Source organism: Arthrobacter sp. StoSoilB20, assembly GCF_019977295.1.
In the GTDB taxonomy this organism is placed as follows: Bacteria; Actinomycetota; Actinomycetes; order Actinomycetales; family Micrococcaceae; genus Arthrobacter; species Arthrobacter nicotinovorans_A.
Genome location: NZ_AP024651.1, coordinates 257,209 through 283,539 on the forward strand (window position 1 = coordinate 257,209; position 26,331 = coordinate 283,539).

The following is a 26,331-nucleotide window of genomic DNA, read 5'->3' on the forward strand; positions in this document are numbered from 1 at the left end:
CCGAAGCGCTACGCGATCTGCTGCGTGCCGTCGTGGAACATGGGGTACGCGGAGATCGGTGTGACTGTTGCGGACAGGGTTGGTTCCGGTGCCTGCGGTGCGGGCGCCGGGGCCGGCTGGTCGACGGTCACGATTTCCATGGACTCCATGTCCAGGAGCCGGCGGCTTCCGGTATCGTCCGTGAGCCAGAAAAGGTCCGTGCCGGCAACGGTTTTCACCACGCTGCCGCGGTGGTAGAGGCGGCCGTTGTGCCAGGCCTCGATGTAATCACCCGGACTTAGTGGATGCGGTTCTTCCTTGCTTCCAGGCATGGCGCCAAATGCCTGCGCCAGGCTGGCTTGGGTCTTCAGTGCCTGGAAAAGATCCCTGTTTGCAATGCTCATGTCTGCTCCCCTCGGCTCGCTTCGCTGTCTGGTTGCCGTCAGCTGTGTGCTGGTTGACTACAGCTTTGCCCATGTTTGTTGCAGGCTCGTTGCACGGGGATGAGCGGTGTGTGACGCCTACCGGGGGTCGTCGCCGTCGTCGGGCAATTCGCCTTCCGCGGGACGAGGCGTTTCGTCCAGGGGAAGCTCGTCGGCGTACGGCGCGTGCGGTCCGGGTCCGCTGTTGGAAAGCTCGTTTGCGGCCATGGCCAGGAGGTCGCGTTCCAATTCGGGGAGGGAAAGCATGCCCTGCAGGTACGCCTCAACCTCGTACTCACCCACCGATCCACCGATGCTGAAGTACTGCAGCCATAAAGTGCCTGTGGTGACACCCGCGCCCGAGAGTGCCGCATGGAGTCTGCGGCGTTGCTCGGGTTCGTTGTTGTCGAAGCCCATGTCCTGCGGCCTTAGTTCCCGTTTGCCGGTATCCCGGCTACGAGTTCCGCACTGACTTCCTGCAGGCTTTGGTTCTTGTCGCGCGATTGCAGGATGAGTTGTTGGAGGGCCCGCTCGTGGGTAGTTTTGTGGCGTTCCATGAGGATTCCGCAGGCACGGTTGACTACGTCCCGGCTGTAAAGTGCGGCCTGAAGCCCTTCGGAGATGCGTCGGGGTGTCTCGGCGCTCTGGATATGGGAGAGGAGCGTGGCGGCCGGGGAAGCAAAAAGCTCCATGAGGTACGTGGAAGAAGCATCGAAAACATCAGTCTCGGATGCGTAGACCTTGATGGCGCCGATGCTGTGACCATTGGCCATGAGCGGCGCACTGACCACCGATCGGATGGGCAGGGCGCTGACGGCGTCGCTCCACTCCGGCCAGCGGGTATCTGTGCGGACATCGGTGAGGAGGACGGATTCCTCGGAGGCCCACGCAGTCAGGCAAGGGCCTTGGCCCAGGTCATATTGCAGGTGGTCCACTTGCTCCACGATGCTGTCCGTGAAGCCGGTACTGGTCCTGCGGCCCTGGGAATCCAGGATGGAAACGCCGGCCCCGATTGACCCCGGCACGGATTCCTTGATGGCCTGGGAAAGGCTCTGGACGGCCTGGTCCACCTTTTCCTCGGTGAGGAGCAGGCCCAATATCCTGCCGATGGCACCCGAGAGTTCGTCAAGAGGAAGCTGCTTCTTCGTCATGGTCTTCTCCCCGGCTCTTCATGTCGGCTGGCCGACACGGACATCCTGTGAATCACTGCACTCCTACGTTGCATTTCAAGCCTAATGCCCTTCCTGCTTCATGCCTCAACCCGTCATCCCCATTGCTACTCCTCAAAGGCGGCCGAGATGTTTCGATCCCCGGCCACATGGGCAATGACGTTTTCCGCTACAACGCGCAGTTTGATGTTGCGGTGGCTTGAAGCGTTGACCAGAATTTGGAAGGCAGCGTCCCTGCTGCAGCGGTTCTGGGCCATGATAATTCCGACGGCGGTATCGATCGCCGTGCGTGAATCCAGGGCAGCCGCGAGATTTTCCCGCGCATCCCTGAGTTGGGCGATCCTTAGTGCCAAATACAGAGCTTTCGCCCCGGTGGCTGTCACCCGCTCAGCCGCAACCACGTCGTCATGGGAGAAGCCATGGCTGCGGGTCGAGTAGAGGTTGACCACAGCCTCTGCGGTGCTGTTCAACTCCATGGGCAAAGCCAGAATGGAGCCCACGTCGGTGCAGGCAGCGGCTTCCATATAGTCCCGCCATCTGTCCTCGTGCCGGACATCGGGGACATGGGTGATGGTTCGCGTCCGAAGCGCCGTAAGGCATGGTCCGTCCCCGAAGCTGTTCTGGATATCGTCCAGTTTGCGGGCCATGGGATCGCTGTCCGCCACGGCAACAGGTTTCTTTTGCCGGATGACTGTCACCCCGCAAGCAATCGTGTTCCCGGGTTTAGTCAGTTCGCGGGCAGTCAGCTCGGCCAGATCCTGAAGGAATTCGCGGATGTCCGCATTATTCGCGAGGAGATCCTGCAAGTGCACCAGGAAGTCCGTCAGATCGACGTGGTCCTCCAATGGGCCAGCGGTGGGGATCTGCTCCGATGGCTGGGTCTCAGTCATGGTTATTCCTTACTACTGCCGTGCAGCCTGCAGAGGTTGATCAAGTTCTCCATGCTCTTTCCACATCCAAAAAAGACCTGCATTCATCGACACTACCTGCCCCCCTGATCTCTGTGTCCGGCCCTATCCAGGATGTCGCCGGCTATCTCATGCAGCCGTTTATTACTGTTGCGGGACGCCAGCTGGATGAGTCGCAGCGCCGATTCGCGGTTGCAATGGTTTTGCACCATGATCAGCGAAATAGCGGCGTCCACAATCGCCCGTGACTTCAAGGCTGAACGCAAATGCCCGGGGTACGGTTCCTCCGCGTGCAGCCGCAGTGCCAGCCGCAGAATCCGCGAAAGGGAGTCCGCGTGCTGTTTTACCAATTCCACCGTGTCCGGGGTGAACGTCCGCAGTTCCGTGGAGTAACAGTTCAGGGCCGCCCTTGAGCCGTTGTCAGTGGCGATGGGGACGGCCAGCACGCTCCGGATGCCCTCGTCGGCGATAGCGGCGGCATAGTGCCGCCACTGGTGATCCGTCAGAAGGTCAGGGATGAGGACGGTACGTTGCTGCCGGAGCGCCGTGAGGCATGGGCCGTCGTCGAACTCGTATTGCTTTTCATCCAGGCGCCGGGCAGCGTCACTGCTGCTGGCCACTGTGGAGGGGCCGCCGTCGCGCTCCACTGTGATGGCGCAGAGCATTGGCGCTTCTCCGCCCAACAGCGATGCCGAAATCGTGGTGAGGCCGAGGAGGAATTCCGTGAAGCCGGGGCTCTCCAACAGCAGGTCCTGCAACTGCTCAGCTGTTGGTACTGCATCGTTCAGGGCCATAAAGGCCTCATTCCCGGGTATGCCGGGCGTGTGAGTCCGGCTGGCGGCAGTGCGCTCGTGTTCGCGCACGGCCCGGATATTCAACTCCGGACCTTGTGCTTCACCCGAAATCTCCTACTCCCGACACTACGCCGTTGCCCTGGAACATGACAGGGCGAGGGCCCGTGATGGGATGTACTGACGCTACAAACAAAGGATGCCCATGACCAGTGCCGTGACGCTCATTCGTTCCAACCTGCTCAGCTCTGCTGCAGAGTATGCCTATGCCGCGACCGCCCCAGCCGGTGCCAGGCTGATCTTCCTGGCGGGGTCCTGCCCGCTGAATGAGGACGGGACCACTGCAGGTATTGGTGACTATCAAGCCCAAGCCAGGAAGGCGGTGGAGAACATGCGCCTGGCCTTGGAAGCAGCCGGAGCAGGAATCGCGGACGTCATCTCCACCCGCGTCCTGGTTGCCTCTTCCAAGCAGTCCGACCTGGTGGCCTCCTGGGAGGTGGTGCGCGAGGCGTTCGGTGAGCATGACGTCCCGAGCACCCTCATGGGCGTCACCGTCCTCGGCTACGACCATCAGCTGGTGGAGATCGAGGCAGTCGCCGCTGTCATGGACTAAGCCCGCAACGCCCTGGTCTGCAACGATGTATGCCAACAGGACAAAAGGAGCACCTTGATGGCCGTCACCATGAACGACGTCGCGCGCGTTGCCGGGGTCTCTTTGAAGACGGTTTCCAACGTGATCAACAACTACGAGTTCATCCGGCCCGCCACCAAACAGCGCGTCCTGGATGCCATTGACGAGCTGGGCTACGAGGCCAACCTGACAGCCCGCAGCCTCCGCTCAGGCAAGACCAGCATGATCGGCTTGGTGTTGGCCGACCTCTCCATTCCGTATTACGCGGAGTTGGCATCGGACATCATGAAAGCGGCATGGGCGCGGGGCTACCGTGTTCTGGTGGAGCAGTCCGGGAATGGGCCCGGGCACGAGAAAGCGGCGCTCCAAGGCCAGTTCCGGACCCTCACCGATGGCCTCCTTTTCATCCCCCTGGCCTTGGATGCGGAACAGATCATGGAGGCCGCCGGCAAGAAGCCCCTGGTTCTGCTCGGTGAATACGTGCAGGATCCCCGGCTGAATATGGTCCTCATCCAAAACCACCGGGCGGCGGCAGCGGTCACCGCGCACCTGCTGGCGGGCGGCCGCCGTCGTATAGCCGTTTTGGGCGCGCACGACGGCGACACGACAGGCAGCAACGGCCTCCGCCTTGAGGGGTACAAGGCTGCGCTCGCTGACGCCGGCGTTGCCTACGATCCCGCTTTGGTGATTGATTGCGACTGGCGGCGCGACGGCGGTGCTGAGGGGACCGCGAGGTTGCTGGACAGCGGCGTGGAATTCGACGCCGTTTTCGGCCTCAACGACGCCCTCGCCCTGGGTGCGCTTCACGAGCTTTTGGTCCGTGGCAGGAAGGTCCCGGAGGAGATCGCCGTTGCTGGTTTTGATGACATTGACGAGGCGAAGTTTGCCTCGCCGTCACTGACCACGGTGGCGCCGGGGCGTGCGGAAATTGCGGAGCGCGCCGTCGAACTCCTTATTAACCGCATCGAGAACAAGGACGCCCCGCTTCACGTGCAGCAGCCGCAGGCGGCCTTCGAGCTGCGGATCAGGCAGTCGGCGCCCTGACCGCCGCTGCCGGTGCCCGGGGCCGTTAGTGTTTGAGGAATGAACGTGATTCCCGCTGAAGTTGTGACCCCTGCTGTCCTGATTGACGTCGATGTCCTGGACCGGAACATCGAACGCATGGCGGCCAGCATGCTCGGCAGGGGACTGAAGCTCCGGCCGCATGTGAAAACGCACAAGACCTTGGAGATCGCGCGGAAACAGTTGGCGGCCGGTGCCGTGGGGATCACCGTGGCCACAATCGGCGAGGCCGAGGTCTTCGCCGCGGACGGCGTCAAGGATATTTTCATCGCCTATCCGCTCTGGGTGGAGGCCCCGCATGCTGACCGGCTCCGCGCCCTGGCAGCGGCGTGCCGCCTGGCAGTCGGTGTGGATTCGGCTGAAAGTGCGACGACGATGGGCCGCCAACTTGGGGCGGATGCCGGCAGCATTGAGGTGCTGATCGAAGTGGACAGCGGTCATCACCGCAGCGGCGTTTTACCCTCTGAAGTGGTGGAGGTGGCCAAGGCTGCGGCCGCCACGGGGCTGACCGTATCCGGGGTCTTTACGTTCCCCGGACACAGCTACAGGCCAGGGATGCCCACCGGCGCGGCCGGCAACGAGAACGATGCTTTGGGGCTGGCCGCGGCGGCATTGACTGGGGCGGGTTTCGAGGTCACCACCATCAGCGGCGGATCCACGCCCACGGCCCTGATCTCCGGGGAATCGGCAGCAACCGAACTGCGCCCGGGCGTCTACGTGTTCGGCGACGCCCAGCAGCTGGAACTCGAACGGTGCTCGTGGGACGAGATCGCGCTGACGGTTGCGGCCACCGTGGTCAGCAGGCACGAAGCTGCAGGTGGGAACGTCCGCCGGGTTGTCCTGGACTCCGGCAGCAAGATCCTGGGCAGCGACCGGCCGGATTGGGCCACAGGGTTTGCGCGACTGCCTGAATACCCCGAAGCCAAGGTCACTGCCTTGTCAGAGCATCATGCCACTGTTGTTTGGCCGGACTCCTCGGAGTTGCCGCCACTGGGTACCAGGCTCCGCGTGATCCCCAACCACGTGTGCCTGACCATGAACCTGGTGGACCAGGTGACTGTGGTGCGCGGTGGGACCGTGGTGGAGCAGTGGGCCGTGGCGGCGCGGGGGAGGAACAACTAGGTACCGCTTTGGTACCGTCGCTGCATGGCAATGAATCGGCGCGTTCCTGAAGACCTTGATCGTCGGCTGGGGAAAGCAGAGTTGGTTCTGCAGCGCCATGCGCGGCGACGTGAGATCAGCGAGGGGCTGGATTTCGTCCTGAGTCACGATGCCGAGTTGCTGACGCGCCTTGAGGATGCGTGACAGGGTACCTGGGGGCGCGGCGAGGTCAGCCAACCGCCTGCGCGCTGCGGAACAGGGTGTGGAACTCCCGGTCGTGGTAAACCAGTGGAGCCGAGCCGCCAAGGTTGGGCCTGATGTCGAGGACTGTCGCGGCCAGCAGGACCGAACCACCCAGCGGCGCCCGGTGGACAATTTCGCAGCGCAACGCCCATTGAGCCTCCCTGAGCAATGGCTCGCCGGTGGGAAGCAACTCCCAGTCCATGTCCTGCGTGAACCGCGGGGCAGCAGGATCGGCGAACGCGCGTGCCAGCTCCAACTGATCGGCGCCGATGAGGTGCACCACGATTCTCTCCGCAGCGGCGATGTGCGAGGCCGAACGGCCGCTGGTCACAGAGAACGCAAGCGTTGGCGGATCCACGGCCACGGACGCTACCGAGGACGCGGTCAGGCCTACTGCGCCATCCGGCCCCTGCGCGGTGATAATGGCGACTCCCGCCGGATGGGAACGGAATGCGGCCCTGAAAAGATCGCCGACTGGTTCGGACTGCAAGGGCTGGGGGTAGGTCATTAACGCACTTTCATGGGACTGGCCAGGGCTGGCGGCCTTGATGGACGCACACCTCACTGATGCTAGGACCTCAACTTAACTTGAGGTCAATTCGGGTAATCCGACCCCCGACTGAGACGAATTGGAAACGTAGCCGAAACTTCCGCTCCTTACGCTGAACACAATCTGTCCAAGTGCCCGGCGTCCAAGGAGTAACCATGCATCTACTGCCCCGCGAGCAGGAGAAACTCATGATCGTGGTGGCCGCCGATCTCGCGCGGCGCCGCCAGGCACGGGGACTGAAGCTGAACTATCCCGAGTCTGTGGCGATCATCAGCTACGAACTCATCGAAGGCGCCCGGGACGGCAGGACAGTGGCCGAACTCATGAGCTACGGAACCACCATCCTCCGCCGCGAAGATGTGATGGAAGGCGTGCCGGAGATGATCCACGACGTCCAGATCGAAGCCACGTTCCCCGACGGCACCAAGCTCGTCACCGTCCACCACCCCATCCGATAGGAGCCACCATGATCCCCGGCGAATACAGGCTCCAGCCCGGTTCGATCACCTGCAATGACGGCCGTGACGCAATCGGCGTCGAGGTTGTCAACCGCGGTGACCGTCCGGTCCAAGTCGGCTCGCACTACCACTTCGCCGAGGCAAACCGTGCCCTCGAGTTCGACCGCGGCGCCGCTTACGGCCGTCGCCTGGACATCCCGGCCGGCACGGCCGCGCGCTTCGAGCCGGGCGATCGAAAGACCGTTCAACTGATTGCGATTGCCGGGAGGCGTGAAGTTTTCGGGCTCAGTAACGCGGTGAATGGAACGCTCGACGGCGGCACCCGCCAGGGTGGTCCGGCTTCCGAAGGAGACGCCAAATGAGCTTCGACATTCCCCGCAAACAGTACGCCGAGCTGTACGGGCCAACCACCGGCGACGCCATCCGGCTGGCGGACACCGAACTGTTCCTTGAAATCGAGAAGGACTACACAGCTTACGGCGAAGAGGTGGTGTTCGGCGGTGGCAAAGTCATCCGCGACGGCATGGGCCAGAACGGACAACTGACCCGCTCGGAGGACATCCCGGACACGGTGATAACCAACGTGATCGTCCTGGACTACACCGGGATCTACAAGGCCGATATTGCCCTGAGGGACGGGTACATCTTCAAAATCGGCAAGGCAGGCAACCCGCAGATCACCGACGATGTGGACATCGTAATTGGCGCCGGCACGGAGATCATCGCCGGTGAACGGAAGATCCTCACAGCCGGCGGCATCGACACCCACATCCACTTCATCTCCCCGGAACAGGTCCCGGCCGCGCTCTGCAATGGCATCACCACCATGGTGGGCGGCGGCACCGGTCCGGCCGAAGGAACCAAAGCCACCACGGTCACCCCCGGAGCTTGGCACATCTCCCGGATGCTGCAGGCCGCCGAAGGCCTCCCCGTCAACATCGGCCTCTTCGGCAAAGGCCACGCATCCGCCGTCGAGCCCCTCGCAGAGCAGATCCGCGCCGGCGCTGTAGGGCTGAAGGTGCATGAAGACTGGGGCTCCACCACCTCGTCCATCGACATGTCCCTGCGCGTGGCCGACGAATACGACGTCCAAGTGGCCATCCACACCGACACCCTCAACGAGTGCGGCTTTGTGGAAGACACCATCCGGGCCATCGACGGCCGCGTCATCCACACCTTCCACACCGAAGGTGCAGGTGGTGGTCACGCCCCGGACATCATCAAGATCGCCGGGCTGCCCAACGTGCTCCCAGCCTCCACCAACCCCACGCTGCCGTACACCCGCAACACCATCGAAGAGCATCTGGACATGCTCATGGTCTGCCACCACCTCAACCCGGACATCCCCGAAGACGTGGCCTTCGCAGACTCCCGCATCCGGGCCGAAACCATCGCCGCCGAAGACGTCCTGCACGACCTCGGCATCTTCGCCATCACCTCCTCCGACTCGCAAGCCATGGGCCGTGTCGGCGAAGTAGTCACCCGCACCTGGCAGGTAGCCGACGCCATGAAACGGCAACGAGGCGTGTTGAAGGATCCCTCCGGCACCACCCACGGCTCCGCCGAATCCGACAACTTCCGGCTCAAACGCTACGTGGCCAAATACACTATCAACGCCGCCATCGCCCAAGGCATGGCAGATGTCATCGGTTCCGTGGAAGAAGGCAAATTCGCGGACCTGGTGCTCTGGGACCCCGCGTTCTTCGGCGTGAAACCCGAACTCGTCATCAAAGGCGGACAGATCGCCTACGCCCTCATGGGCGACGCCAACGCCTCCATCCCCACACCCCAGCCCCGCACCATGCGCCCCATGTTTGCCACGTACGGCAAGGCCTTGCAGCAGACGTCCATCACGTTCCTGTCCAAAGCAGCCATCGACGCCGGAGTGCCCGCCGAACTCGGCCTCGAACGCATCATCAAACCCGTCACCGGCATCCGCAACCTCACCAAAGCGGACCTCAAATACAACGGCGAAACGCCGGAGATCGCCGTCGACCCCGAAACCTACAAAGTGAGCGTCGACGGCGTCGAAGTCACCTCCCAGCCCTCCGACGTGCTGCCCATGGCGCAGCGCTACTTCCTCTTCTAAGCCGCTTAGGAATCACATGATCATCGAAAAAATCCTCGGCAACCTCCACGAACAGCCCAACGACTTTGAGGGCCGGCACAAAGAAAAAGTGGTACTCCCGAGCTCCCTGCTGGTCAAACGCATCCAACGCGTCACCACCGACCACGGCAAAGAACTCGGCATCCGCCTCCCCGCCGGCACCGGCGACCTCCGCGACGGCGACATCCTCGCCGTCGAACCCGGCAACGTCATCGTCATCTCCGTGCTGCCCACCGACGTCCTGGTGATCGGGGCGCGGACAATCCACGAGATGGGGATCGTGGCGCATTCGCTCGGCAACCGGCATTTGCAGGCGCAATTCTTCGATGCCGCTTCCGAGTACGGAGCCGAAGTCATGGTTTGTCAGTATGACCACACGGTCGAAGATTATCTGAAGAGCGTTGGCGTCCCCTACGACAGGCAAGAGCGGGTCATGCCGGTGCCCTTCCGCCATGCTGAGCATTCGCACTAGGCGGATACGGGTGCTGGCTTTCGGGGTTGGCAAGCCTCCGGCGGGTGATAGGGGCCGTGCCCGCTTCGCGGTGCCCTCCACACCGCGGCCCCTATCACCCGCCTCCGCTTGTCGAGCCCGGTTCCAGCGCGGTGCGCTTTGAGTGCGACATATCAGCTGGCTCTTCAACAGTTGACTGACTCTGCGTTGCCTACGGGGGCGTTTGCTCATTCTTTGGGGTTTGAGAGCTATGTGCATCGTGGGTTGGTTTGGGATGAGGGGTCTTTTGGGGAGTGGTTGGGGGCTTTTGTGGGGCAGCAGCTGACCTATTCGGATGGGTTGGCTCTGCGGTTCTTGTATGACGGGGTGGATGTTTGTTTGTTGGATTCTGTTCTTTCTGCGCAATTGTTGGCTCGGGAGGTGCGGGAGGCTTCGCTCAAGATGGGTGGGCGGTTGTTGGAGATCGGCGGGGAGGTGTTTCCTTCGGCGGAGTTGGCAGCGTACCGGGAGTTGGTTCGTGGGGGTGGGGCCGGGGGGCATCAGCCCTTGGCTTTTGGGGTGATTGCACGGTCACTGGGTGTTCCGTTTGAGGCCGCGCTCTCTGCCTATTTGTTTGCTGCAGTGACTTCCCTGACCCAGAACGCAGTGCGCGCCATTCCGCTCGGGCAGAACGCCGGCCAGCGGGTACTGCGCCACGCGCACGACGCCGTAGCTGCCGCCGTCGAGGATGTAGCACAGCTGTGCTGGGACGACTTTGGGGCCGTCAGCCCCGGACTTGAAATTTCACAAATGCGGCACGAACGGCAACGCGCCCGCATGTTCATGAGCTAGTTGGAGCAAAGGACAGAAAACATGACTGAACCCATCAAAATCGGCGTCGGCGGACCCGTCGGAGCCGGCAAGACCCAGTTGGTGGAACGCATCACCCGGCACATGTGCAGGGACATCTCCATGGCCGCCATTACCAACGACATCTACACGATCGAAGACGCCAAAATCCTCGCGGCCAACGGCATCCTCCCCGAAGACCGCATCATCGGCGTCGAAACCGGCGGCTGCCCGCATACAGCCATCCGCGAAGACACCTCCATGAACACCGCGGCCATCGAAGAACTCAAAGCCAGGCACCCCGATCTGCAGGTCATCTTTGTCGAATCAGGCGGCGACAACCTCTCCGCCACCTTCAGCCCCGAACTCGTCGACTTCTCCATCTACATCATCGACGTAGCCCAAGGCGAAAAAATCCCCCGCAAAGCCGGCCAAGGGATGATCAAATCCGACCTGTTCATTATCAACAAGACCGATTTGGCGCCACATGTTGGGGCGGACCTGGCCGTCATGGAGAGGGATTCCAAGGAGTTCCGCGGCAGTAAGCCGTTTTGCTTCACGAACCTCAAGACGGACGAAGGGTTGGACGAGGTCCTCAACTGGATCCGGCGCGACGTCCTGATGCTCGACTTGGCGCAATGACCGTGCTCATGCCCGGGCGGGGACCGGCGGCTTCGCCGGGTGATAGGGGCCGTGCCCGTCCCCAGCCGCTCCCAACTCTCGCAAGCTCGAGTCGGGGCCCTCGCGGCAGTGGGCCCCCCACGTGGCCCACCACGCCGCGGCCCCTATCACCCGGCTCCGCGGATCGCCCCGCCCCAACTGCCGCCGCGGCCCGGCGGCCCCTTTTCTCCGGCTGCGCCGCCTCCGCCGTTTGGTCGCCGGCCATTCGGCTGGCGTTCACGGCCGGCCCAGGCTGCAACGTCGCGACGTTCGGGGCGTCCTCCGGGGGTGGCTTGTGAGCACGCGTGTAATGGGCTCGGGCGTCGATGCTGGTCCTTGGGGGGACGTGGAGCCGGGCGCTCGGTTGGCCTTTGGGAATGTTGAGCCGGGCGCTGGGTTGGCCTTGGGGGAGCGGGGTGTGCGGGGGCGGTTGGAGTTGGGCGTTGGGGTGCGCGGGGGGCGGTCTGTTGCTTTGCGGCAGTTCCATGAGGGCGCTTTGCGGGTGCTTAGGCCGCATTATCTGGATGGGTCCGGGCAGGTTTGCTATGTCATGGTCAATCCGGGTGGGGCGTATCTGGGGGCCGATCTGTTCGTTGTTGACGTGGAGGTTGGGGCTGGGGCTGAGCTGTTGTTGACCACGCAGTCGGCCACCAAGGTTTATCGGACACCGGGGTCGTTTGCTGAGCAGCGGATGAGTGTCCGGCTGGCGGAGGGCTCGCGGTTGGAGCTGATGCCCGATCAGTTGATTGCGTATCGGGAGGCGAGCTATCGGCAGAATTCGCACATCAGCCTCCACCCGACGTCGAGCCTTGTCATGGCCGAAGTCATCACGCCGGGGTGGTCCCCTGACGGCGCGTCCTTTAAATATGAAGAGGTGCGGCTGCGCAATGAGATCTGGATCGAGGGCGGGAACGGAGCGAAACTGCTGGCGCTCGACAACCTCCTGATCCGGCCGCCCCTCAACGACGTGACCGGGATGGGTTTCATGGAGGGCTTCAGCCATCTGGGGTCGTTGGTGGTGGTGGATCCGCGGGTGGATCAAGGGCTTGCTGACGAGCTGGACAGGACAGTCAAGGATTTTGCCGCTTTCACGGGTATTTCCTTGACCACGACTATTGCCGGGAGTACCGGGATTGTGCTGCGATCGTTGTCCAACAGCACCGAGGAACTCAACACGTTGCTGGGTGCCTGCACCGGCCTCCTGCGGGAACGCTGGTACGGGCAGGAACCCTTGAATTTGAGGAAGTACTAATGACTGCCCTGACCGGGTTCGCCACCATGTACCGGGAGCGGGAGGCCTTGCCCCTGCGGACCCGGTTGCTTTTCACTTTCGGTGCCGTCGCCGCATTGCACCTCGCCGCCGTCGTGCTCCTGTTGGTCGGTGCGGCCGGCGCCGCGCAGCCCCTGGCGCTCGGGCTGGTGGTCACGGCCTACGTTGCCGGCATCAAGCACAGCTACGACTGGGACCACATTGCGGCAATCGACAACTCCACCAGAAAGTTCGTGGCACAGCGCAAAGATCCTGTGAGCGTGGGGTTCGCGTTCAGCCTGGGGCACAGTTCCGTGGTGATCGCGGCGGGCCTGTTGGTGGTGGTGGGTGCATCCATGATCGGGCAGTTCATGGAGGACGGCACCACGGGCAACAAGGTGCTGGGGCTGATTGGCGCCGGTGTTTCCGGGCTGTTCCTGCTGGCGATGGGCCTGTTCAACGGATCGGCGTTCGTCCGTGCCACACAGGCGTACCGGAAGGTGCGGGCCGGCGGCGAGGTGCGGCACGAGGACCTGGAGGCCAAGGGCTTCGTGGCCCGGCTCCTGGCCAAACCCCTGTCCAAAGTGCAGCGGCCACGGAACATCTACGTCATCGGATTCCTTTTCGGCCTGGGATTCGACACCGCCACCACCATTGGGCTGCTGGTCATCACCACGACGGCGTCACTCGCCGGAGTTTCTCCGCTCGCCCTGCTTGTCCTCCCGCTTGCGTTCACGGCGGCTATGACACTGTGCGATTCAATCAATGGCGTAGCCATGATGAAGATGTACACCTCAGCCATTCACAACCCGCAGCGCAAGCTTCGATTCAACGCCGTCATCACCGGAATCTCCGCTGTTTCGGCGCTCTTCATTGCGGTCATCACGTTGGGTGGGTTCGTGAATTCGGCGTTCGAACTCGAGGACCCGCTGACCACCTGGCTGGGCAGCATTGACCTGGGCGATGCCGGCCTGATCCTGGTGGGCTTGTTCGTGCTCTTGTGGGCAGTATCGGCGGTGCGCAGCAGGAAGATCAGCGTCTAGGAAGCTGCCACAGCGTTGAAGAGCTCGTTGGTGTCTACGCCCGTGTCCGGCGCGTCCAGCACATTCGTCAGGAACACCACGCACCTGTCCTGCTCCGGGAACATCCACCATTCTGTCCCGGACCAGCCAGGGTGGCCGTAGATCCCCTTGGCCAGGAGCTCGGACTCATTGGCGGGCAGTTGGAAGCCCAATCCCGTGTGCCTCAGCGGGGTGGGGCGGGTGGTGATGTGTGAAACCTCCGTGGTGCGGGGGCGGCGCATGGCCGCAAGGGTTGCGGGCTTGACTGCCTTCCCGGAATGTCGCAGGAGTTCCGAGCCCAGGTTGAGCAGGTCCGTGGCTGTGCCAAACAAGCCCGCTCCGGGATGGCGGTTCTTATACATGGCCTGCACATTCAGGCCCGCGGCTTCGGTGCCATGGACGGTGTGCGGGTTGCAGCTTGCATCAAAGGTAAGGGATGCCGCGCCGGTGTCACGGGCCAGAGAAAGCAACTGCTCCTCGAACGGGCGCCCATCGGCCCACTCGGCCATGGCGGCGGCTCCCTCAAAAGCTATGTTGCAGTACTGGACCAGGCTTCCCGCGTAGAAGGCTTGGTCCGCTTTGGTGAGGGCCTCGCGGAGGGGAGTGCCGGCGTCGAGCGCTGGATCGGCAATCCCGGAACGGTGGCTGAGCAGCTGTTCCAAAGTCACGCTGTCCGTGCGGCGGGCACCGAAGGCGGGGACGGCGGCGCTAAGAGGTGCCCCCAAGGACAACTTCCCCTGCTCCACCTGCCGCATCACGGTCAGGGCACTGATCGGCTTGGAAACGGAGAAGAGTGCGAAGTGGTCTTCGGGAGTTGCCTGCCTGCCGGCGTCGGTCCCGAACGCCACGACGTCCTCGATGCCACGGCTGGACGCAATTCCCAACACCGCGACGGGAACGCGCCCCAGGTCTACCTGCTTGCGGGCCCAGTCTGCGGAGGGTCCTGTTTCCACCATGGTTGTTCCACGCTCTCGTTAGGTTTCGGTGCAGTCGAATCTACCGTGGAAACAGGATCCCGGCCCGAAAAACGCACCTGTGCAGGTCAAGCACAGTAATGACAAGTCATATGACAAACTTCAGCAATTGCATGACTAACTTGTAGATAGGTTCCCTATATTCGCGTAGCCTGAACATGTCGTTGCGCAGAAATGGGGTGCCTGGTTTCGATGCTTCCCTGCGTGCGGTCATTCAGTGGTCTCAAGCAAAGGATGTCAGCCATGAAAACCCCCTCTTCCCGAACCAGGGCCATAGCCGGGTTCACAGCCGGGCCCATAGCGGTCATCATTGCCGGTGCAATGGTTTGGCAAGGATCCCAGGCCGCATTCACGGCCACCACGCGCAACTCCGGCAGCTCCTGGAGCGCAGGCAACGTCACATTGACTGATGACGACCTCGGTGCGGCAGCATTCACGGTGGAAAACATCGTTCCCGGCCAAACGGGCCAAAAGTGCATCGTAGTGACGTCCAATTCCAATGTTCCCGGCGAAGTACGGGCCTATACGCAAAACCTGATCACGGACCGCGGACTGGAAGACCGCATCTACTTTGATTTGGAACAGGGAACCGGCGGGTCATTCAATGACTGCACCGGTTTCACGCCCACGGCCAACACCGTCCCGGAGCTGCCTTTGTCCACACTGGCCACATCCAACAGGGACTACGCAACAGGCGGATCATCCTGGGACACTGCCGGTACCCCGGGAGAGACCCAAAGTTACCGGGGTACCTGGCGTTTCAACACCACGGGACTCACCCAGGAACAAGTGAACGCACTCCAGGGCGCCAGGGTCAGCATCGACCTCGTCTGGGAACTGCAGTCGGACACCGCGCCTACTCCGTAGGCTGAAGGGATCCAACGCAGCGTCGTGAGCCTGGAATACAAGGACAGCGCCAGAACAGCCCTGTTCTCCGCTGAGGGATGGGTGCCGTTTGTGGTGGCGCTCCTGGCCCGCGTTTATCTGGGCATCTCATTGACGCTGGCGGTTATCGCGCTGTTTCCAGCTGTGCTGGGCTGGAGCGGGAGCGTGGTGCAAAGCGGTTCCATGGAACCCCACATCAGCCCCGGCGACGTCGTCCTTTCCTCGGGGCTTCCGGATGACCGCCCGGTCCCGGTGGGGGGCGTGGTGGAGTTCCTCAGTCCCGCAGAAGCCGAGCCCGACGGGAAAGAGAAGACCCGGCTTCACCGCATTGTCGGAGCCAACGACGACGGAACCTACATCACCGCCGGCGACGCCAATGTGGAGACCGACAGCACCCCCATGAAGCGGGAGCAGATCACGGGCCAGGCCCGCCTCTTGGTGCCCATGGTGGGCTTGCCAGGATTATGGATAGCCCACGGCACCCTTCCTCAATTGGCCATATGGTCCGTGGGAACGTTGCTTGCGGTGGTGTGCGCCATTTACCTGGGCAGCTCCACACCCGGCGGCGGGACGCGGAGGATCCCCGCCGCCGCCGCTACCGCCGCCGCCGCTACCACCGCCGTCGCTACCACCGCCGTCGCTACCGCCGCCGCTACCACCACCGCCGCTGTTCCCGGCCGCATCCCCCCACTGTGGGCGAGCCCGCGTACCAAGGCGGTGGCCGCCTTCCTGCTCGCGGCCCTCATCGCCGTATTGGTAATCCTTGGTGCGACGGCCGGGACAACAGCGGCAGCCTTCACCTCGGTCACCTCAAATACCGGGAACACCTTCGGCGCGGCCCCGGACTGGAACCCGCCCACGGTCACCCTCGCGGACCCCGGTGTCTCCATCAGGGATACCGCCACCATCTCAGCCACCGCCCAGGACGCCGAGTCCGGGATCAGGAGCATCGACGTCGAGTACCTCCGGGACGGCTCGTCCACGTGGACCAATCTCTGTACGGCTTCCACCGCCACTGCCACGTGCCAGTGGAACACCAAAGCAGTGCCCGACGGCGGTTACAGCCTCCGCGCGCGGGCCACGGACAACGCCGGACTCACCTCAGTGACCCCGGTCCGCAGCACTACGATTGCCAACAGTTTCACTGTGGTCCTGGCGAGCCCCGCCGAAGCGGTGCGCGGGAACGTGCCCTTGTCCACTACCCTCCTGGGTGCAGGTACCACCATTTACAGCGTGCGCGTGGAGTACTCGTTGGCAGGGGCGAACAAGTGGAACACGTTGTGCCTGAACCTGGTCAGTCCCTATAACTGCACGTGGAACACTGCGCTCTTCACGAATGAAACATACGATCTCCGCGCCGTGGCCGTCGCTGGACTGACCACGACCTACTCCGCTGTGGTTACCGACATCATCGTGGACAACCTTGCCCCCACCGTGGCATTGACGGACCCGGGCACTCCCCTGAGCGGGACCCGCACGTTGGCTGCCACCTCAACGGACACCCACTCCGGCGTCTCACAACTGAGCCTTCAATATGCCAAGACCGGCACCAGCACCTGGTCCACAGCGTGCACGGTCACTGAGACTCCCTATTCCTGCCGCTTTGACACCACCACCGTGTCCGATGGCGCCTATTCCTTCCGGGCCGTCAGCGTCGACGCTGCGGGAAATATCGCCACCACTGCGGCCACCAGCAGGACAGTGGATAACACCATTGCCTCAATTTCCCTTGAAGACCCGGGAGCCTACCTCACCGGCACCGTACCCCTGTCCGCCGCCGCCAATTCAACCGCCGGGGTGGCTTCAGTCAGGATCCAGTCGGCACCTTCGGGAGCAGCCACGTGGACCACGCTCTGCACGCCGGTCGCCGTACCTTATGGCTGCAACTGGAACACCAGCGCCTATGCCGACGGCGCTTACGACCTCAGGGCGGTCCTCACTGACCGCACTGGCAAAGAGACCATCTCAGCCACGGTGGCTTCAAGGAGGGTGGACAACAGCCCGCTCCGGGCAGCCGACATCAGGACAGCCAACGGTGGAGGCACCCAAAGCAGGCTCGAAAGCGGTGACTCCATGAGCTTCGTCTACAGCCAGCAAGTCAACCTGGCCAGCGTCACACCCGGTTGGTCCGGTGCGGCGCTTCCGGTGACGGTGCGCCTGAGGGACGGCAACCTTGCCGGCCTGGGCAACTCCACGGATGTCCTTGACGTCCAGAGAACCGGCAGCAGCGTCAACCTCGGCTCGGTCAACCTCAAACAGAACTACGCCAAGAGCCGCAAGACAGTCCTTTTCAACGCCATCATGACCGCCGCCACCGAAACCGTGGGCGGAATTCCGCGGACAGTGGTGACCGTAACCCTCGGCAGTGCAGCCAGCGGCGGCTCCGGTGTGAGGACGGCAGGTGCGGCTGCAAACATGGTCTGGACACCGACGTCGGCCGTCACCGGCCTGACAGGCGTCGCTTGCTCGCTGGCGCCCCTCACCGAAGCGGGTGTCCTGGACCGGGACTTCTAACCGGGCAACTGCAGCTTCCGGAAGATTTTCCGGGACTCTGTAACCGTGGCGTCCCGGCCGGAAACTATACAAGTATCCTGCAGTTCAGGGCTCTATATCAGGGGGAACAATCGTGCTTTCCGAGCGCGAATTGGCGTTCATCGCCATTCACAAAGACAGCTACCCATCCGTCTTCAAATTCGTCTGCCGGCGCGTCGAATCCGCTGAGGCGGCGGAGGAGATCGCCGCCGACGTCTTTCGCATCGTCTGGCAAAAGTGGAGCGACGACTCGCGCCCGGAACTCCCGTACCTATTGACGGTTGCCCGGAACCTGGTGGGGAACGCCTACAGGAGCCGCGACCGGCGGCTGGCATTGCAGGAAAAGCTCCGGACGACGGCGGTGGAGCGGTTTGGCGAGGAGTCCGAAAACGTCGTGGTCCAGGACGCCATGATGCGGTTGCGTGAACAGGACCGGGACATCCTCCAACTGGCCTACTGGGACGACTTGAGCACCGCAGAAATAGCAGGCGTGCTGCAGTGCAGTGAATCGGCGGCCAAAGTCCGCCTCCACCGGGCCCGAACGGCGTTCCGGAAACAGATGCCTGCAGGGGCCGAAACCACCACACACAAGATGGGGGTCTGAAGACAATGGATCCGATCAAGAACCAGATTTCAGCGATTGACCCGCTCACAGTCGATCCAATTGCCGAGCCCAATGGGGAAGAAGCGCTGCACAGGATCCTCTCCGGCTCCACGGTGTTCAGCGACAGCCACCCGGCGGCGGCAGTGACGTCCCTTGACCAGCGCAGGCGCCGTAAGGCCCAGATCGCCGGAGGGCTGTTGCTCGCAGCTGCGGCCGTCACTGCGGGAGTGCTGGTCGCCGCCAACCTTGGATCAGTGAGCTCCGCGCCGGCACCTGCTGTCACGGTCACCTCCACTGAAGCGACACCCACGCCCAGCGTTTCGGTCACGCCAACTCCCACGGCCACGCCGTCGGCCACGCCCACGGTGGCCGCACCGGCAACCACCCCGCCCGTGGCTCCCGCGGTCCCGATCCCAGAGCCCACACCAATTTCGACAACGACCCTGCCGCACGCTGTAGTGCCGACTTACACCTTCCCGGACGGGCATTTGTCCTTCACCTATCCGGTGGGCTGGAGTATCCGGGTGGAACAAGGACCATTCGATCCTCCCGGGACTGCGGAAGCCTCGCGCATTGTGACTGTCTTCGATGCCGCTGGGGCAGAGGTGGCCCGCGTGTTCAATGGCAACTACGCCGATGGTACGGGCGGCTGGGTGAAGAGAACCGTCTATGACCGAGCCGTAGTACCTGGTGTTGTGTCCTCGACGTCGCCCAACGACCCGGTGCAGTTCGGGTTCTTTGCCCACCAGTCGGCCCTCATGACGCACCCGGGAGAGGAAGCTCCGGCCACGCCGCTGGACGAGACTCCCACGTACATCATGGACGTTCGCCTGGCCTCGGAGATGCAAGCCGGTGAGACAGGTTCAGGCATCAATCAGATCCGCGTACCTAATGGCATTATGAGTGCTTACGCGATTTTCGATCCCGCCAAGCAGCCCGCCTTCGCCACCCCGGAAGCGGCCAAGGCCTGGATGAATACTACGCAGTACGCCCAGCTGAAGGCGATGTTCCTGAGCCTGAGCTACAAATAGCCACATCCGGGTAGGAGGAAACGTCGCTATGGGCTCCCATAGCGACGTTTCCTGCCCCCTGCGTGGGTTAAAGTGCGACGGGCGCTGATCCCCTTCGGAATGCCACTGTGCATTTGCATAGCCACATCACGGGACGCTATGCATTTGCCTATAACCAAGCAGGTAGGACTTGCATAGGGTTGAAGAGATCTGCTTCACACCACGCAGTGCCCCGATCTACCCCCAAGGATGAGTTTCAACGATGAAGAGCATCGCCCTCCTGCGCGAACGAGCCACCCGCACCATGCCAACCGGGTCCCACTGCCCGGCATCGGGCCTGTGGAGCCCGGACTCCGATCCGGACGCCGTCCAGGTTTTCCCCGAGGGTCACGTGCTTCCCGCCCACAATGGCGAGGCAACTCTGTGGCGGCGCCGCACTGCTGCCGAAGTATCAGCGTGACCAGCTCCATCCTGAACCGGCCGGCAGACTACCGGCACGTTCCCGCGGCAGAATGGTCCGAGCTCAGTTCCGGCGATCCTGTGTGGATCTACGACGTCGCCTGGGGTGCCGGCACGGGCCGTGTGGACGACGTCTCAAAGCATCAGGAACTGCTGTGGGTCATCCTTGAACCCACTGGCCGCAAACTGATCTGCGGCACCGACGACGTCCAGGTCTGGTCCGCCTGAAAAGCCCGCCGAGGTGGCGCTTAATACCAATGTCTGAGCGGATCATGGGTATTGAGTGCCACCTCGGTGTCAGTTAACCGGCGGGGACCAGCACGCTGGGGGAACCCGTTTCCACCCGGCCCGCGGGACCGTCCGGCAATCCTGTGCCCGGGTCCAGCCTGAAACTCACGACGTCGTCCGAGCCTTCGTTGGCGACGTACAGCCAGCCTTCGCGGACCAGGTGGTGCCGGGGCCAGGCGCCGCCGCAGGGAATGTCGGCGATGGGCTCAAGTTCAGTGCCGTCGTGGCTCACTTTCAGCACGCAGATGCGGTCCGACCCACGCACCCCCACATAAGCGAATCGGCCATCCGGTGACAACGCAATCTCCGCTCCGGCGTCGCCGTCTTTGACCCCCGAAGCAGTCGCCGGAACCACGGCCGTGAGCTCGTAGGTACCGTCCGGTTCCATTCGGATCGCGGCGACTTCCACGGAGTATTCGGTATCCACAAAAACGGTCCCGCTGTGATGGCGTGCCATGTGCCGCGGGCCGGAGCCCTTGGGCAAAACCACCTGATGGTCCAGTTGCAGCCCCTCGCCGGGAACGTATTTCCACACCCGGACCAGGTCATGCCCAAGATCGGTGGTCATCACGCGTCCGTCCGGGAGCATCAGGCTTGAATGCCCGCGGCTTGGCCGCTGCCCGTCCGGGGACGTTGCAGTGTGGGGATCGACGGCGGCTGCCGCGCTGGTGCGCGAGGTGATGGCGCCGTCGTCGTCCAATTCGTACAGGATGACCTGGCCATCGCCCCAACACGTAGCCACAATAAAGCGTCCTTGCGGGTCCGCGGCAACATGGCACGTGGCCTCACCGGCCGTCCACGGCTCGCCGAACTCCTCCAGCCCGGAGCCGCCCGTGCGGCGGTAAGCGCGGACGGTCCTTGCTTCCTCGGCCACCGCATAAACCACCGGCAGCGTTGGATGCACCGCAAGGAACGACGGTGAATCTGCAGCCACAGCCAAGCCGAGTGAGCTCAGTTGGCCGTCATCGCCGGCCGATAGGGCGGTGATGCCCTTGCCGTTGGCGTTCCTGTCGGCGGTGTAGGAACCCACCCAGATCAGTGTGTTTTCGTTGGCCATGGTCAGTGCCCCTGTACGTCCGAGTCGACGCCTGCGTCAGGACCGGCGTCGAGGGTTTGCAGTTTGGAAAGGTCCTCCTGGTCCAGTTCGAAATCGAACACCTCCAGGTTCTCCTTCATCCGTTCCGGATTAGCGGTCTTGGGGATGGCAACCAGCCCCTGCTGGACATGCCACCGCAGCACCACCTGGCCCGGCGTCTTCCCATACTTCCCGCCGATGCCGGCAAGCACCGGGGCGTTGAGCAGATCGCTGCTGGCACCCAGCGGACTGTAAGACTCGGTGACGATCCCATGCCGTTCGTTGTAGGCCCGGGCTGCCGGACGGGGAATGGAAGGGCTGACCTGGATTTGGTTCACCGCCGGCACCACGTCAGTTTCCCGGAACAACTGGTCCAGGTGTCCGGGCTTGAAATTGGAGACGCCAATAGAGCGGGCTTTGCCCGAGGCCTGGAGCTCCTCGAAGGTCTTCCAGGTGGAAACGAACTCGCCCCGCCGGGGGAGCGGCCAGTGGATCAGGAGCAGGTCAAGGTATTCCAGCCCCAGCCGTTCCAGCGATCCTTCCAGTCCCGCAACAGCCTTGCCGGAGCCCTGGAACTCCCCATCCAGCTTGGTGGTGATGAAGAGTTCTTCGCGGCCCACTCCACACGCACGGATGCCGTTGCCGACGCCCTTCTCATTGCCGTACTTTTTGGCCGTATCCACATGCCGGTAGCCGTGCGACACCGCTTCCACCACGGCGTCGGCCACCTCGGCGTCATTCAGGGGCCAGGTGCCCAGTCCCAACTGCGGGATCCTCTGGCCGTCGTTGAGTTCAATGAGTGGGGCAAGTGTCATGGGCTTGGTCTCCTCCGGGTTTCTCTGTTTCTACGCTGGACGGCAGCTGCTTGGCAACAGCTACCGCCGCGACCACTCATGGAGCCGGTCGCTCAGCTCCATGAAATCCTCCTTCACCACCTGAAGTTCAGGATGGGTGTCATACCAGTCGACGATCTCCCGGGCACCGTCCGCGAAAGGAATCGTGGCCCTGTAGTCCGGAACCAGCGCCTTGATCTTGGAGTTGTCGAACACCACGGAATGGGAGCGGTCGCCCAGCAGGTTGGGGCCAAGCTCCGGGCTGTGGGCGGCGATGGTCTCGGAGGCAACGTGGAACAGGCGTGGTTCCGCCACACCGGCCGCCCTCGCGAAAAGGGCATAGACCTGGTTCCACGGCAGGAACTCGTCAGAAGTAATCGTGTAGCTCTCACCGATGGCCTGGGGCCTTCCCAACAGGCCGACGAAGGCCTTGGCGAAATCCCTGCTGTGCGTCAAAGTCCACAACGATGTTCCATCCCCATGAACCAGGATGGGCAGCCCCGCGCGCATGCGGTGAATGTCGGTCCACCCGCCCACCATCGCAATCTTGGTGCGGTCATAAGTATGGGATGGACGGACCACCGTCACCGGAAAGTCCTGCTCGCGGTAGGCCTGGAACAGCAACTCCTCGCAGGCGATCTTGTCCCTGGAGTACTGCCAGAACGGATTCTTCAGCGGGGTCGATTCCTTGATGGGCAGTGTTGTCGGCGGTTTTTGGTACGCCGAGGCGGAACTGATGAACACGTACTGGCCGGTCCGCCCACGGAACAATTCCGTGCCGGCCCGCGCCTGGTCCGGGGTGAAGGAGATAAAGTCCGCAACGGCGTCGAACTCCCTTCCTTGCAGTACCTCCCGCACGGCGTCGGCGTCGCGGACATCCGCGTGGAGGACCTCAGCCCCGTCCGGTACCGGCCGCCCGGCTGACCGTCCCCTGTTGAGGATGGTCAGCCGGTGGCCCAATGCGACGGCGCGTTCAGCCGCCGCCGCACTGATGACCCCGGTCCCGCCAATGAACAGGATGTTCCGTGGCGAGACGGTGTCCGCTGCCAACCCGAGGCTGTGGGACGACAGATCGCTCACCAGGCGTAATCCTCCGGCGCGGTGCGGTGGCCCGGGAAAATATCGTCCAAGCGCTTGAGGGCGTCCTCGTTCAAGGTGACGTCCAGCGCCCGGATGGCCGCATCCAGTTGTTCCTGCGTGCGTGGCCCAACAATCGGCGCCGTGACGGCCGGCTGGTGCAGCAGCCAGGCCAGGGCGACGTCGCCGGGTGCGTGGCCCAGCTCGTCCGCGAAATCCTCGTACCGGCGGATCTGGTCCTCGTGCTTCTTGAGGGTCTCCAGTGCGCGGCCCTCGGCGCGGCGTACCCCCTGTTCTTCCTTCTTGAGCACGCCACCCAACAGCCCTCCCTGCAGCGGCGACCACGGGATCAGGCCCAAGCCATATTGTTGGGCCGCCGGAATGACCTCAAGCTCAAGTTCGCGCCGGAACAGGTTGTAAATGGACTGCTCGCTGACCAGGCCCGTGTAATTCCGCCTCCGGGCAGCTTCCTGCGCCTGGGCGATATGCCAACCCGCAAAGTTGCTGCTGCCCGAGTACAGAATCTTGCCCTGCTGGACGGCAACCTCGATCGCCTGCCAGATTTCGTCCCACGGGGTCTCGCGATCAATGTGGTGGAACTGGTGGATGTCGATGTAATCCGTCTGCAAACGCTTCAGGCTCGCGTCCAGTGCACGGCGGATGTTCAATGCGGACAGCTTGGACTCGTTGGGCCGGTCCGTCATGGTGCCGTACAACTTGGTGGCCAGGACCGTGCGCTCGCGGCGCTCGCCGCCCTTCGCGAACCAGCGGCCGATGATTTCCTCGGTCCAGCCCCGGTGCTCCACGCCGCCATAGACGTTGGCGGTGTCGAAGAAGTTGATGCCGGAATCCAGCGCAGAATCCATGATCGAGTGGGCTGTCGCTTCGTCCGTCTGGGGGCCGAAATTCATGGTGCCCAGGCAGAGGCGGGATACTTTCAGGCCGGAACGGCCAAGATGGGTGTACTGCATGTTCGTCCTTAGTTGTTAGGGCTGGGTGAAAGCGGTTCCTAGAGCTGGGTGAAAGCGGCGACGGCGGGATCGGAACCGATGCGGGCGCCCGCCTCAAGTGCCGTAACGGCTGCCAGTTCTGATTCGGTGAGGGAAAGGTCTGCTGCGCCGAAGTTCTCGCGCATGCGTGCGGAGTCCGCAGACTTGGGGATCACGATGGTCCCCTGCGCCAGGTGCCAGGCCAGGATTACCTGTGCAGGAGTGGTGCCATGTGCCGCGGCCACCAATGCCACCTGCTCGGCGTTAAGGTCCTTGCCTTGGCCCAGCGGGCTGTACGCCTCCACCGCGATGCTCAGGTCGCGGCACTTGTTGGCCAGCCCGCCCTGCTGGTAGGTGGGGTGGACCTCGATCTGGTTCACTGCCGGGACCACGTCTGCCTCGCGAAGAAGCGTGTCCAGGTGCTCGGACAGGAAATTGGAGACGCCGATCGCCCGGATCTGCTTGTCCTGGTAGAGCTTCTCCATCTCTTTCCAAGCCTGCGTGTAAAGGCCCTGCGACGGGACCGGCCAGTGGATCAGGTAGAGGTCAATGACTTCCAGGCCCAAGGCATCACGGCTTCGCTGGAAGGCATCGTAGGCCTCGCCCTGTTCGCCGTTGCGAAGCTTGGTGGTGATGAAGAGTTCCTCGCGGGCAATCCCTGAAGCTGCAATGGCAGCGCCGACTCCTGCCTCATTGCGGTACGCGGCAGCGGTGTCGATATGGCGGTAGCCGGCTTCAAAGGCGTCTTCCACTACCTTCTGCGTTTCCTCAGCAGGTACCTGGAAGACACCGAATCCGAGCTGGGGAATGGTGACGCCGTTGTTCAATGTCAGCTCTGGCATGACGGTCTCCTTCGACGGGATGATGATGGTGGTGACACTCCAGAAAGCGTTTTCGGAGGCTCTGTACCGAGCCTATGCACTTTTGGCTGCAGAGTCAGCAATCCAACCTGATCCTGTTTTTCCTAGGTCTGGTAGTCCTACCCACAAAGGTGGTCTTTCACACGTTCCAAACGGCAGAATGGACGAATGGGTCAAAGCGCCGAGTTCGGAAAATTCCTCAAAGTCATGCGTGCCCGCCTCACACCCGAAGACGCCGGAACCCTGGAATCCAGTGGTTCGCGCCGGGTGCCCGGCCTCCGCCGCGAGGAAGTGGCACGCCTGTCCGGAGTGAGCACGGACTACTACACGCGCCTTGAGCAAGGCCGCAACATCCACCCCTCCAAGGCTGTGCTGGAATCCGTGGCCCGCGCACTTCGGCTGGACGCAGGGGAGCAGGCGCACATGATGGACCTGCTGGAGCACTGCGCCGGCTCGGCTGGAACTCCCGGCCCCGTCCAGAAGGTGCGGCCCGCGGTGCGGCAGCTGCTGGACGCCGTCGGGGATGTTCCTGCCTTGGTGTTGGGGCGCCGTGCCGACGTCCTGGCCGGAAACCGCCTGGCCCATTTGTTGTTCACCGACTTCACGGCGTTGCCCGCAGGGGAGCGGAACCTCACGCGTTGGATCATCCTTGATCCCGCAGCAGGGTTGCTGTTCAGGGACTGGAAGACCGTGGCGGCTGAGGCCGTGGGGGCGCTGCGCATGGACGTAGGCCGGCATCCCAATGATCCCCAGACCAACCAACTCGTGGGGGAGCTTGCCGTCCACAGTGAACATTTCCGTCAGTGGTGGGCCGGGCACCGGGTCACGTCGAGGTCCGCGGGAACCATTCGGCTGCACCACCCCGTGGTGGGGGACCTGGAACTGAACTTTGAAACCCTCAGTCTCCCGGACGACCCCGACCAGATGCTGAGGGTGTATTCCGCGAAGGCCGGTTCGCCGTCGTCGGACGCTTTGACGCTGCTCAACATCGGCGACGTCGGCACCAGCGCCAACCCATCGGCTGTGCCCGAACCCTCTCGCCGAGATGCCAGTTGATGACAATCCCGAGCCCCGG

At 63.1% G+C, this 26,331-nt stretch carries 31 protein-coding genes; 19 read left to right on the forward strand and 12 right to left on the reverse strand.

Annotated features, from left to right (window positions below; translation table 11 throughout):
* Positions 1-8 precede the first annotated feature (8 nt).
* The 5 genes from LDN85_RS01270 to LDN85_RS01290 all read right to left on the reverse strand — a co-directional run bounded on the left by LDN85_RS01270 (position 9) and on the right by LDN85_RS01290 (position 3,272).
* Positions 9-383 carry a hypothetical protein gene (locus LDN85_RS01270; protein WP_026541688.1) on the reverse strand — a complete coding sequence of 125 codons (375 nt, stop codon included), beginning with the start codon at positions 381-383 and terminating at the stop codon, positions 9-11.
* 117 nt (positions 384-500) lie between these two features.
* A complete protein-coding gene (locus LDN85_RS01275) occupies positions 501-818 on the reverse strand; it encodes a hypothetical protein (protein ID WP_035761003.1) in 318 nt (105 codons plus the stop codon).
* An 11-nt stretch (positions 819-829) separates the two neighbouring features.
* Complete coding sequence (locus tag LDN85_RS01280) at positions 830-1,552, reverse strand: GAF and ANTAR domain-containing protein (protein WP_223944369.1); 723 nt, start codon at positions 1,550-1,552, stop codon at positions 830-832.
* Between the two features lie 125 nt (positions 1,553-1,677).
* Positions 1,678-2,460, reverse strand: a complete 783-nt coding sequence (locus LDN85_RS01285; RefSeq protein WP_026541690.1) for a GAF and ANTAR domain-containing protein — start codon at positions 2,458-2,460, stop codon at positions 1,678-1,680.
* A 92-nt stretch (positions 2,461-2,552) separates the two neighbouring features.
* A complete protein-coding gene (locus tag LDN85_RS01290; protein ID WP_026541691.1) occupies positions 2,553-3,272 on the reverse strand; it encodes a GAF and ANTAR domain-containing protein in 720 nt (239 codons plus the stop codon).
* Positions 3,273-3,474: 202 nt separating this feature from the next.
* Here LDN85_RS01290 and LDN85_RS01295 point away from each other — a divergent pair, with 202 nt between their 5' ends.
* The 4 genes from LDN85_RS01295 to LDN85_RS01310 are packed head-to-tail and all read left to right on the forward strand — an operon-like array spanning position 3,475 to position 6,267.
* Positions 3,475-3,882 carry a RidA family protein gene (locus LDN85_RS01295; protein ID WP_026541692.1) on the forward strand — a complete coding sequence of 136 codons (408 nt, stop codon included), beginning with the start codon at positions 3,475-3,477 and terminating at the stop codon, positions 3,880-3,882.
* A gap of 57 nt (positions 3,883-3,939) precedes the next feature.
* Entirely contained in the window at positions 3,940-4,944 is a 1,005-nt protein-coding gene (locus LDN85_RS01300; RefSeq protein WP_026541693.1) for a LacI family DNA-binding transcriptional regulator, read from the forward strand.
* Positions 4,945-4,983: 39 nt separating this feature from the next.
* Complete coding sequence (locus LDN85_RS01305; protein ID WP_223944370.1) at positions 4,984-6,084, forward strand: alanine racemase; 1,101 nt, start codon at positions 4,984-4,986, stop codon at positions 6,082-6,084.
* Between the two features lie 24 nt (positions 6,085-6,108).
* A complete protein-coding gene (locus tag LDN85_RS01310; protein ID WP_155854148.1) occupies positions 6,109-6,267 on the forward strand; it encodes a hypothetical protein in 159 nt (52 codons plus the stop codon).
* 25 nt (positions 6,268-6,292) lie between these two features.
* Here the strand turns inward: LDN85_RS01310 and LDN85_RS01315 are convergent, their stop codons facing one another.
* Entirely contained in the window at positions 6,293-6,814 is a 522-nt protein-coding gene (locus LDN85_RS01315) for a flavin reductase family protein (protein ID WP_026547998.1), read from the reverse strand.
* A gap of 197 nt (positions 6,815-7,011) precedes the next feature.
* Between LDN85_RS01315 and LDN85_RS01320 the strand changes: the two genes are divergently transcribed.
* The 8 genes from LDN85_RS01320 to LDN85_RS01355 all read left to right on the forward strand — a co-directional run bounded on the left by LDN85_RS01320 (position 7,012) and on the right by LDN85_RS01355 (position 13,652).
* Positions 7,012-7,314 (forward strand): urease subunit gamma, encoded by a 303-nt coding sequence (locus LDN85_RS01320; RefSeq protein ID WP_026541696.1) that lies wholly within the window; start codon positions 7,012-7,014, stop codon positions 7,312-7,314.
* 8 nt (positions 7,315-7,322) lie between these two features.
* Positions 7,323-7,676 (forward strand): urease subunit beta, encoded by a 354-nt coding sequence (locus tag LDN85_RS01325; RefSeq protein ID WP_223944371.1) that lies wholly within the window; start codon positions 7,323-7,325, stop codon positions 7,674-7,676.
* Positions 7,673-9,403, forward strand: a complete 1,731-nt coding sequence (gene ureC / locus LDN85_RS01330; protein ID WP_026548000.1) for an urease subunit alpha — start codon at positions 7,673-7,675, stop codon at positions 9,401-9,403. Before LDN85_RS01325 ends, ureC begins: the two co-directional genes overlap by 4 nt.
* A 16-nt stretch (positions 9,404-9,419) precedes the next feature.
* Entirely contained in the window at positions 9,420-9,893 is a 474-nt protein-coding gene (ureE, locus tag LDN85_RS01335) for an urease accessory protein UreE (RefSeq protein WP_026541699.1), read from the forward strand.
* 138 nt (positions 9,894-10,031) lie between these two features.
* Positions 10,032-10,703, forward strand: a complete 672-nt coding sequence (locus LDN85_RS01340; protein ID WP_346347067.1) for an urease accessory protein UreF — start codon at positions 10,032-10,034, stop codon at positions 10,701-10,703.
* Between the two features lie 21 nt (positions 10,704-10,724).
* On the forward strand, positions 10,725-11,342 hold the full coding sequence (gene ureG / locus LDN85_RS01345; RefSeq protein WP_223944373.1) for an urease accessory protein UreG: 618 nt from the start codon (positions 10,725-10,727) through the stop codon (positions 11,340-11,342).
* 328 nt (positions 11,343-11,670) lie between these two features.
* Entirely contained in the window at positions 11,671-12,612 is a 942-nt protein-coding gene (locus LDN85_RS01350; RefSeq protein WP_223945400.1) for an urease accessory protein UreD, read from the forward strand.
* Positions 12,612-13,652, forward strand: a complete 1,041-nt coding sequence (locus tag LDN85_RS01355; RefSeq protein ID WP_026541703.1) for a nickel transporter — start codon at positions 12,612-12,614, stop codon at positions 13,650-13,652. The genes LDN85_RS01350 and LDN85_RS01355 overlap by 1 nt, the downstream gene beginning before the upstream one ends.
* On the opposite strand, the gene LDN85_RS01360 is transcribed toward LDN85_RS01355, so the two are convergent.
* Positions 13,649-14,626: a serine hydrolase domain-containing protein gene (locus LDN85_RS01360; protein ID WP_026541704.1), complete on the reverse strand. Its 978-nt coding sequence runs from the start codon at positions 14,624-14,626 to the stop codon at positions 13,649-13,651. The genes LDN85_RS01355 and LDN85_RS01360 overlap by 4 nt on opposite strands.
* 261 nt (positions 14,627-14,887) lie before the next feature.
* Here LDN85_RS01360 and LDN85_RS01365 point away from each other — a divergent pair, with 261 nt between their 5' ends.
* The 6 genes from LDN85_RS01365 to LDN85_RS01395 all read left to right on the forward strand — a co-directional run bounded on the left by LDN85_RS01365 (position 14,888) and on the right by LDN85_RS01395 (position 20,362).
* Positions 14,888-15,511, forward strand: a complete 624-nt coding sequence (locus tag LDN85_RS01365; RefSeq protein WP_026541705.1) for a hypothetical protein — start codon at positions 14,888-14,890, stop codon at positions 15,509-15,511.
* Positions 15,512-15,535: 24 nt separating this feature from the next.
* Positions 15,536-18,043: a S26 family signal peptidase gene (locus tag LDN85_RS21905; RefSeq protein ID WP_263422077.1), complete on the forward strand. Its 2,508-nt coding sequence runs from the start codon at positions 15,536-15,538 to the stop codon at positions 18,041-18,043.
* 112 nt (positions 18,044-18,155) lie between these two features.
* The gene (locus LDN85_RS01380; protein ID WP_026541707.1) at positions 18,156-18,665 is read left to right on the forward strand and encodes a sigma-70 family RNA polymerase sigma factor; all 510 of its coding nucleotides are present in this window, start codon (positions 18,156-18,158) and stop codon (positions 18,663-18,665) included.
* A gap of 5 nt (positions 18,666-18,670) precedes the next feature.
* Positions 18,671-19,696, forward strand: a complete 1,026-nt coding sequence (locus tag LDN85_RS01385; protein WP_223944374.1) for a hypothetical protein — start codon at positions 18,671-18,673, stop codon at positions 19,694-19,696.
* 241 nt (positions 19,697-19,937) lie between these two features.
* Positions 19,938-20,135: a hypothetical protein gene (locus LDN85_RS01390; protein ID WP_026541709.1), complete on the forward strand. Its 198-nt coding sequence runs from the start codon at positions 19,938-19,940 to the stop codon at positions 20,133-20,135.
* A complete protein-coding gene (locus LDN85_RS01395; protein ID WP_026541710.1) occupies positions 20,132-20,362 on the forward strand; it encodes a hypothetical protein in 231 nt (76 codons plus the stop codon). Before LDN85_RS01390 ends, LDN85_RS01395 begins: the two co-directional genes overlap by 4 nt.
* Positions 20,363-20,435: 73 nt before the next feature.
* On the opposite strand, the gene LDN85_RS01400 is transcribed toward LDN85_RS01395, so the two are convergent.
* From LDN85_RS01400 to LDN85_RS01420, 5 genes are read right to left on the reverse strand one after another with little or no spacing between them, the layout of a single operon-like run.
* Positions 20,436-21,479, reverse strand: coding sequence for a beta-propeller fold lactonase family protein (locus tag LDN85_RS01400; RefSeq protein WP_223944375.1), 1,044 nt, complete (start codon positions 21,477-21,479; stop codon positions 20,436-20,438).
* 2 nt (positions 21,480-21,481) lie between these two features.
* A complete protein-coding gene (locus LDN85_RS01405; RefSeq protein ID WP_223944376.1) occupies positions 21,482-22,312 on the reverse strand; it encodes an aldo/keto reductase in 831 nt (276 codons plus the stop codon).
* Between the two features lie 60 nt (positions 22,313-22,372).
* Positions 22,373-23,401: an NAD-dependent epimerase/dehydratase family protein gene (locus LDN85_RS01410; protein WP_223945402.1), complete on the reverse strand. Its 1,029-nt coding sequence runs from the start codon at positions 23,399-23,401 to the stop codon at positions 22,373-22,375.
* A 5-nt stretch (positions 23,402-23,406) separates the two neighbouring features.
* On the reverse strand, positions 23,407-24,378 hold the full coding sequence (locus tag LDN85_RS01415; RefSeq protein WP_223944377.1) for an aldo/keto reductase: 972 nt from the start codon (positions 24,376-24,378) through the stop codon (positions 23,407-23,409).
* 38 nt (positions 24,379-24,416) lie between these two features.
* On the reverse strand, positions 24,417-25,238 hold the full coding sequence (locus tag LDN85_RS01420; RefSeq protein ID WP_223944378.1) for an aldo/keto reductase: 822 nt from the start codon (positions 25,236-25,238) through the stop codon (positions 24,417-24,419).
* A gap of 186 nt (positions 25,239-25,424) precedes the next feature.
* Between LDN85_RS01420 and LDN85_RS01425 the strand changes: the two genes are divergently transcribed.
* The gene (locus LDN85_RS01425) at positions 25,425-26,312 is read left to right on the forward strand and encodes a helix-turn-helix transcriptional regulator (RefSeq protein WP_026541716.1); all 888 of its coding nucleotides are present in this window, start codon (positions 25,425-25,427) and stop codon (positions 26,310-26,312) included.
* Positions 26,313-26,331: the final 19 nt, after the last annotated feature.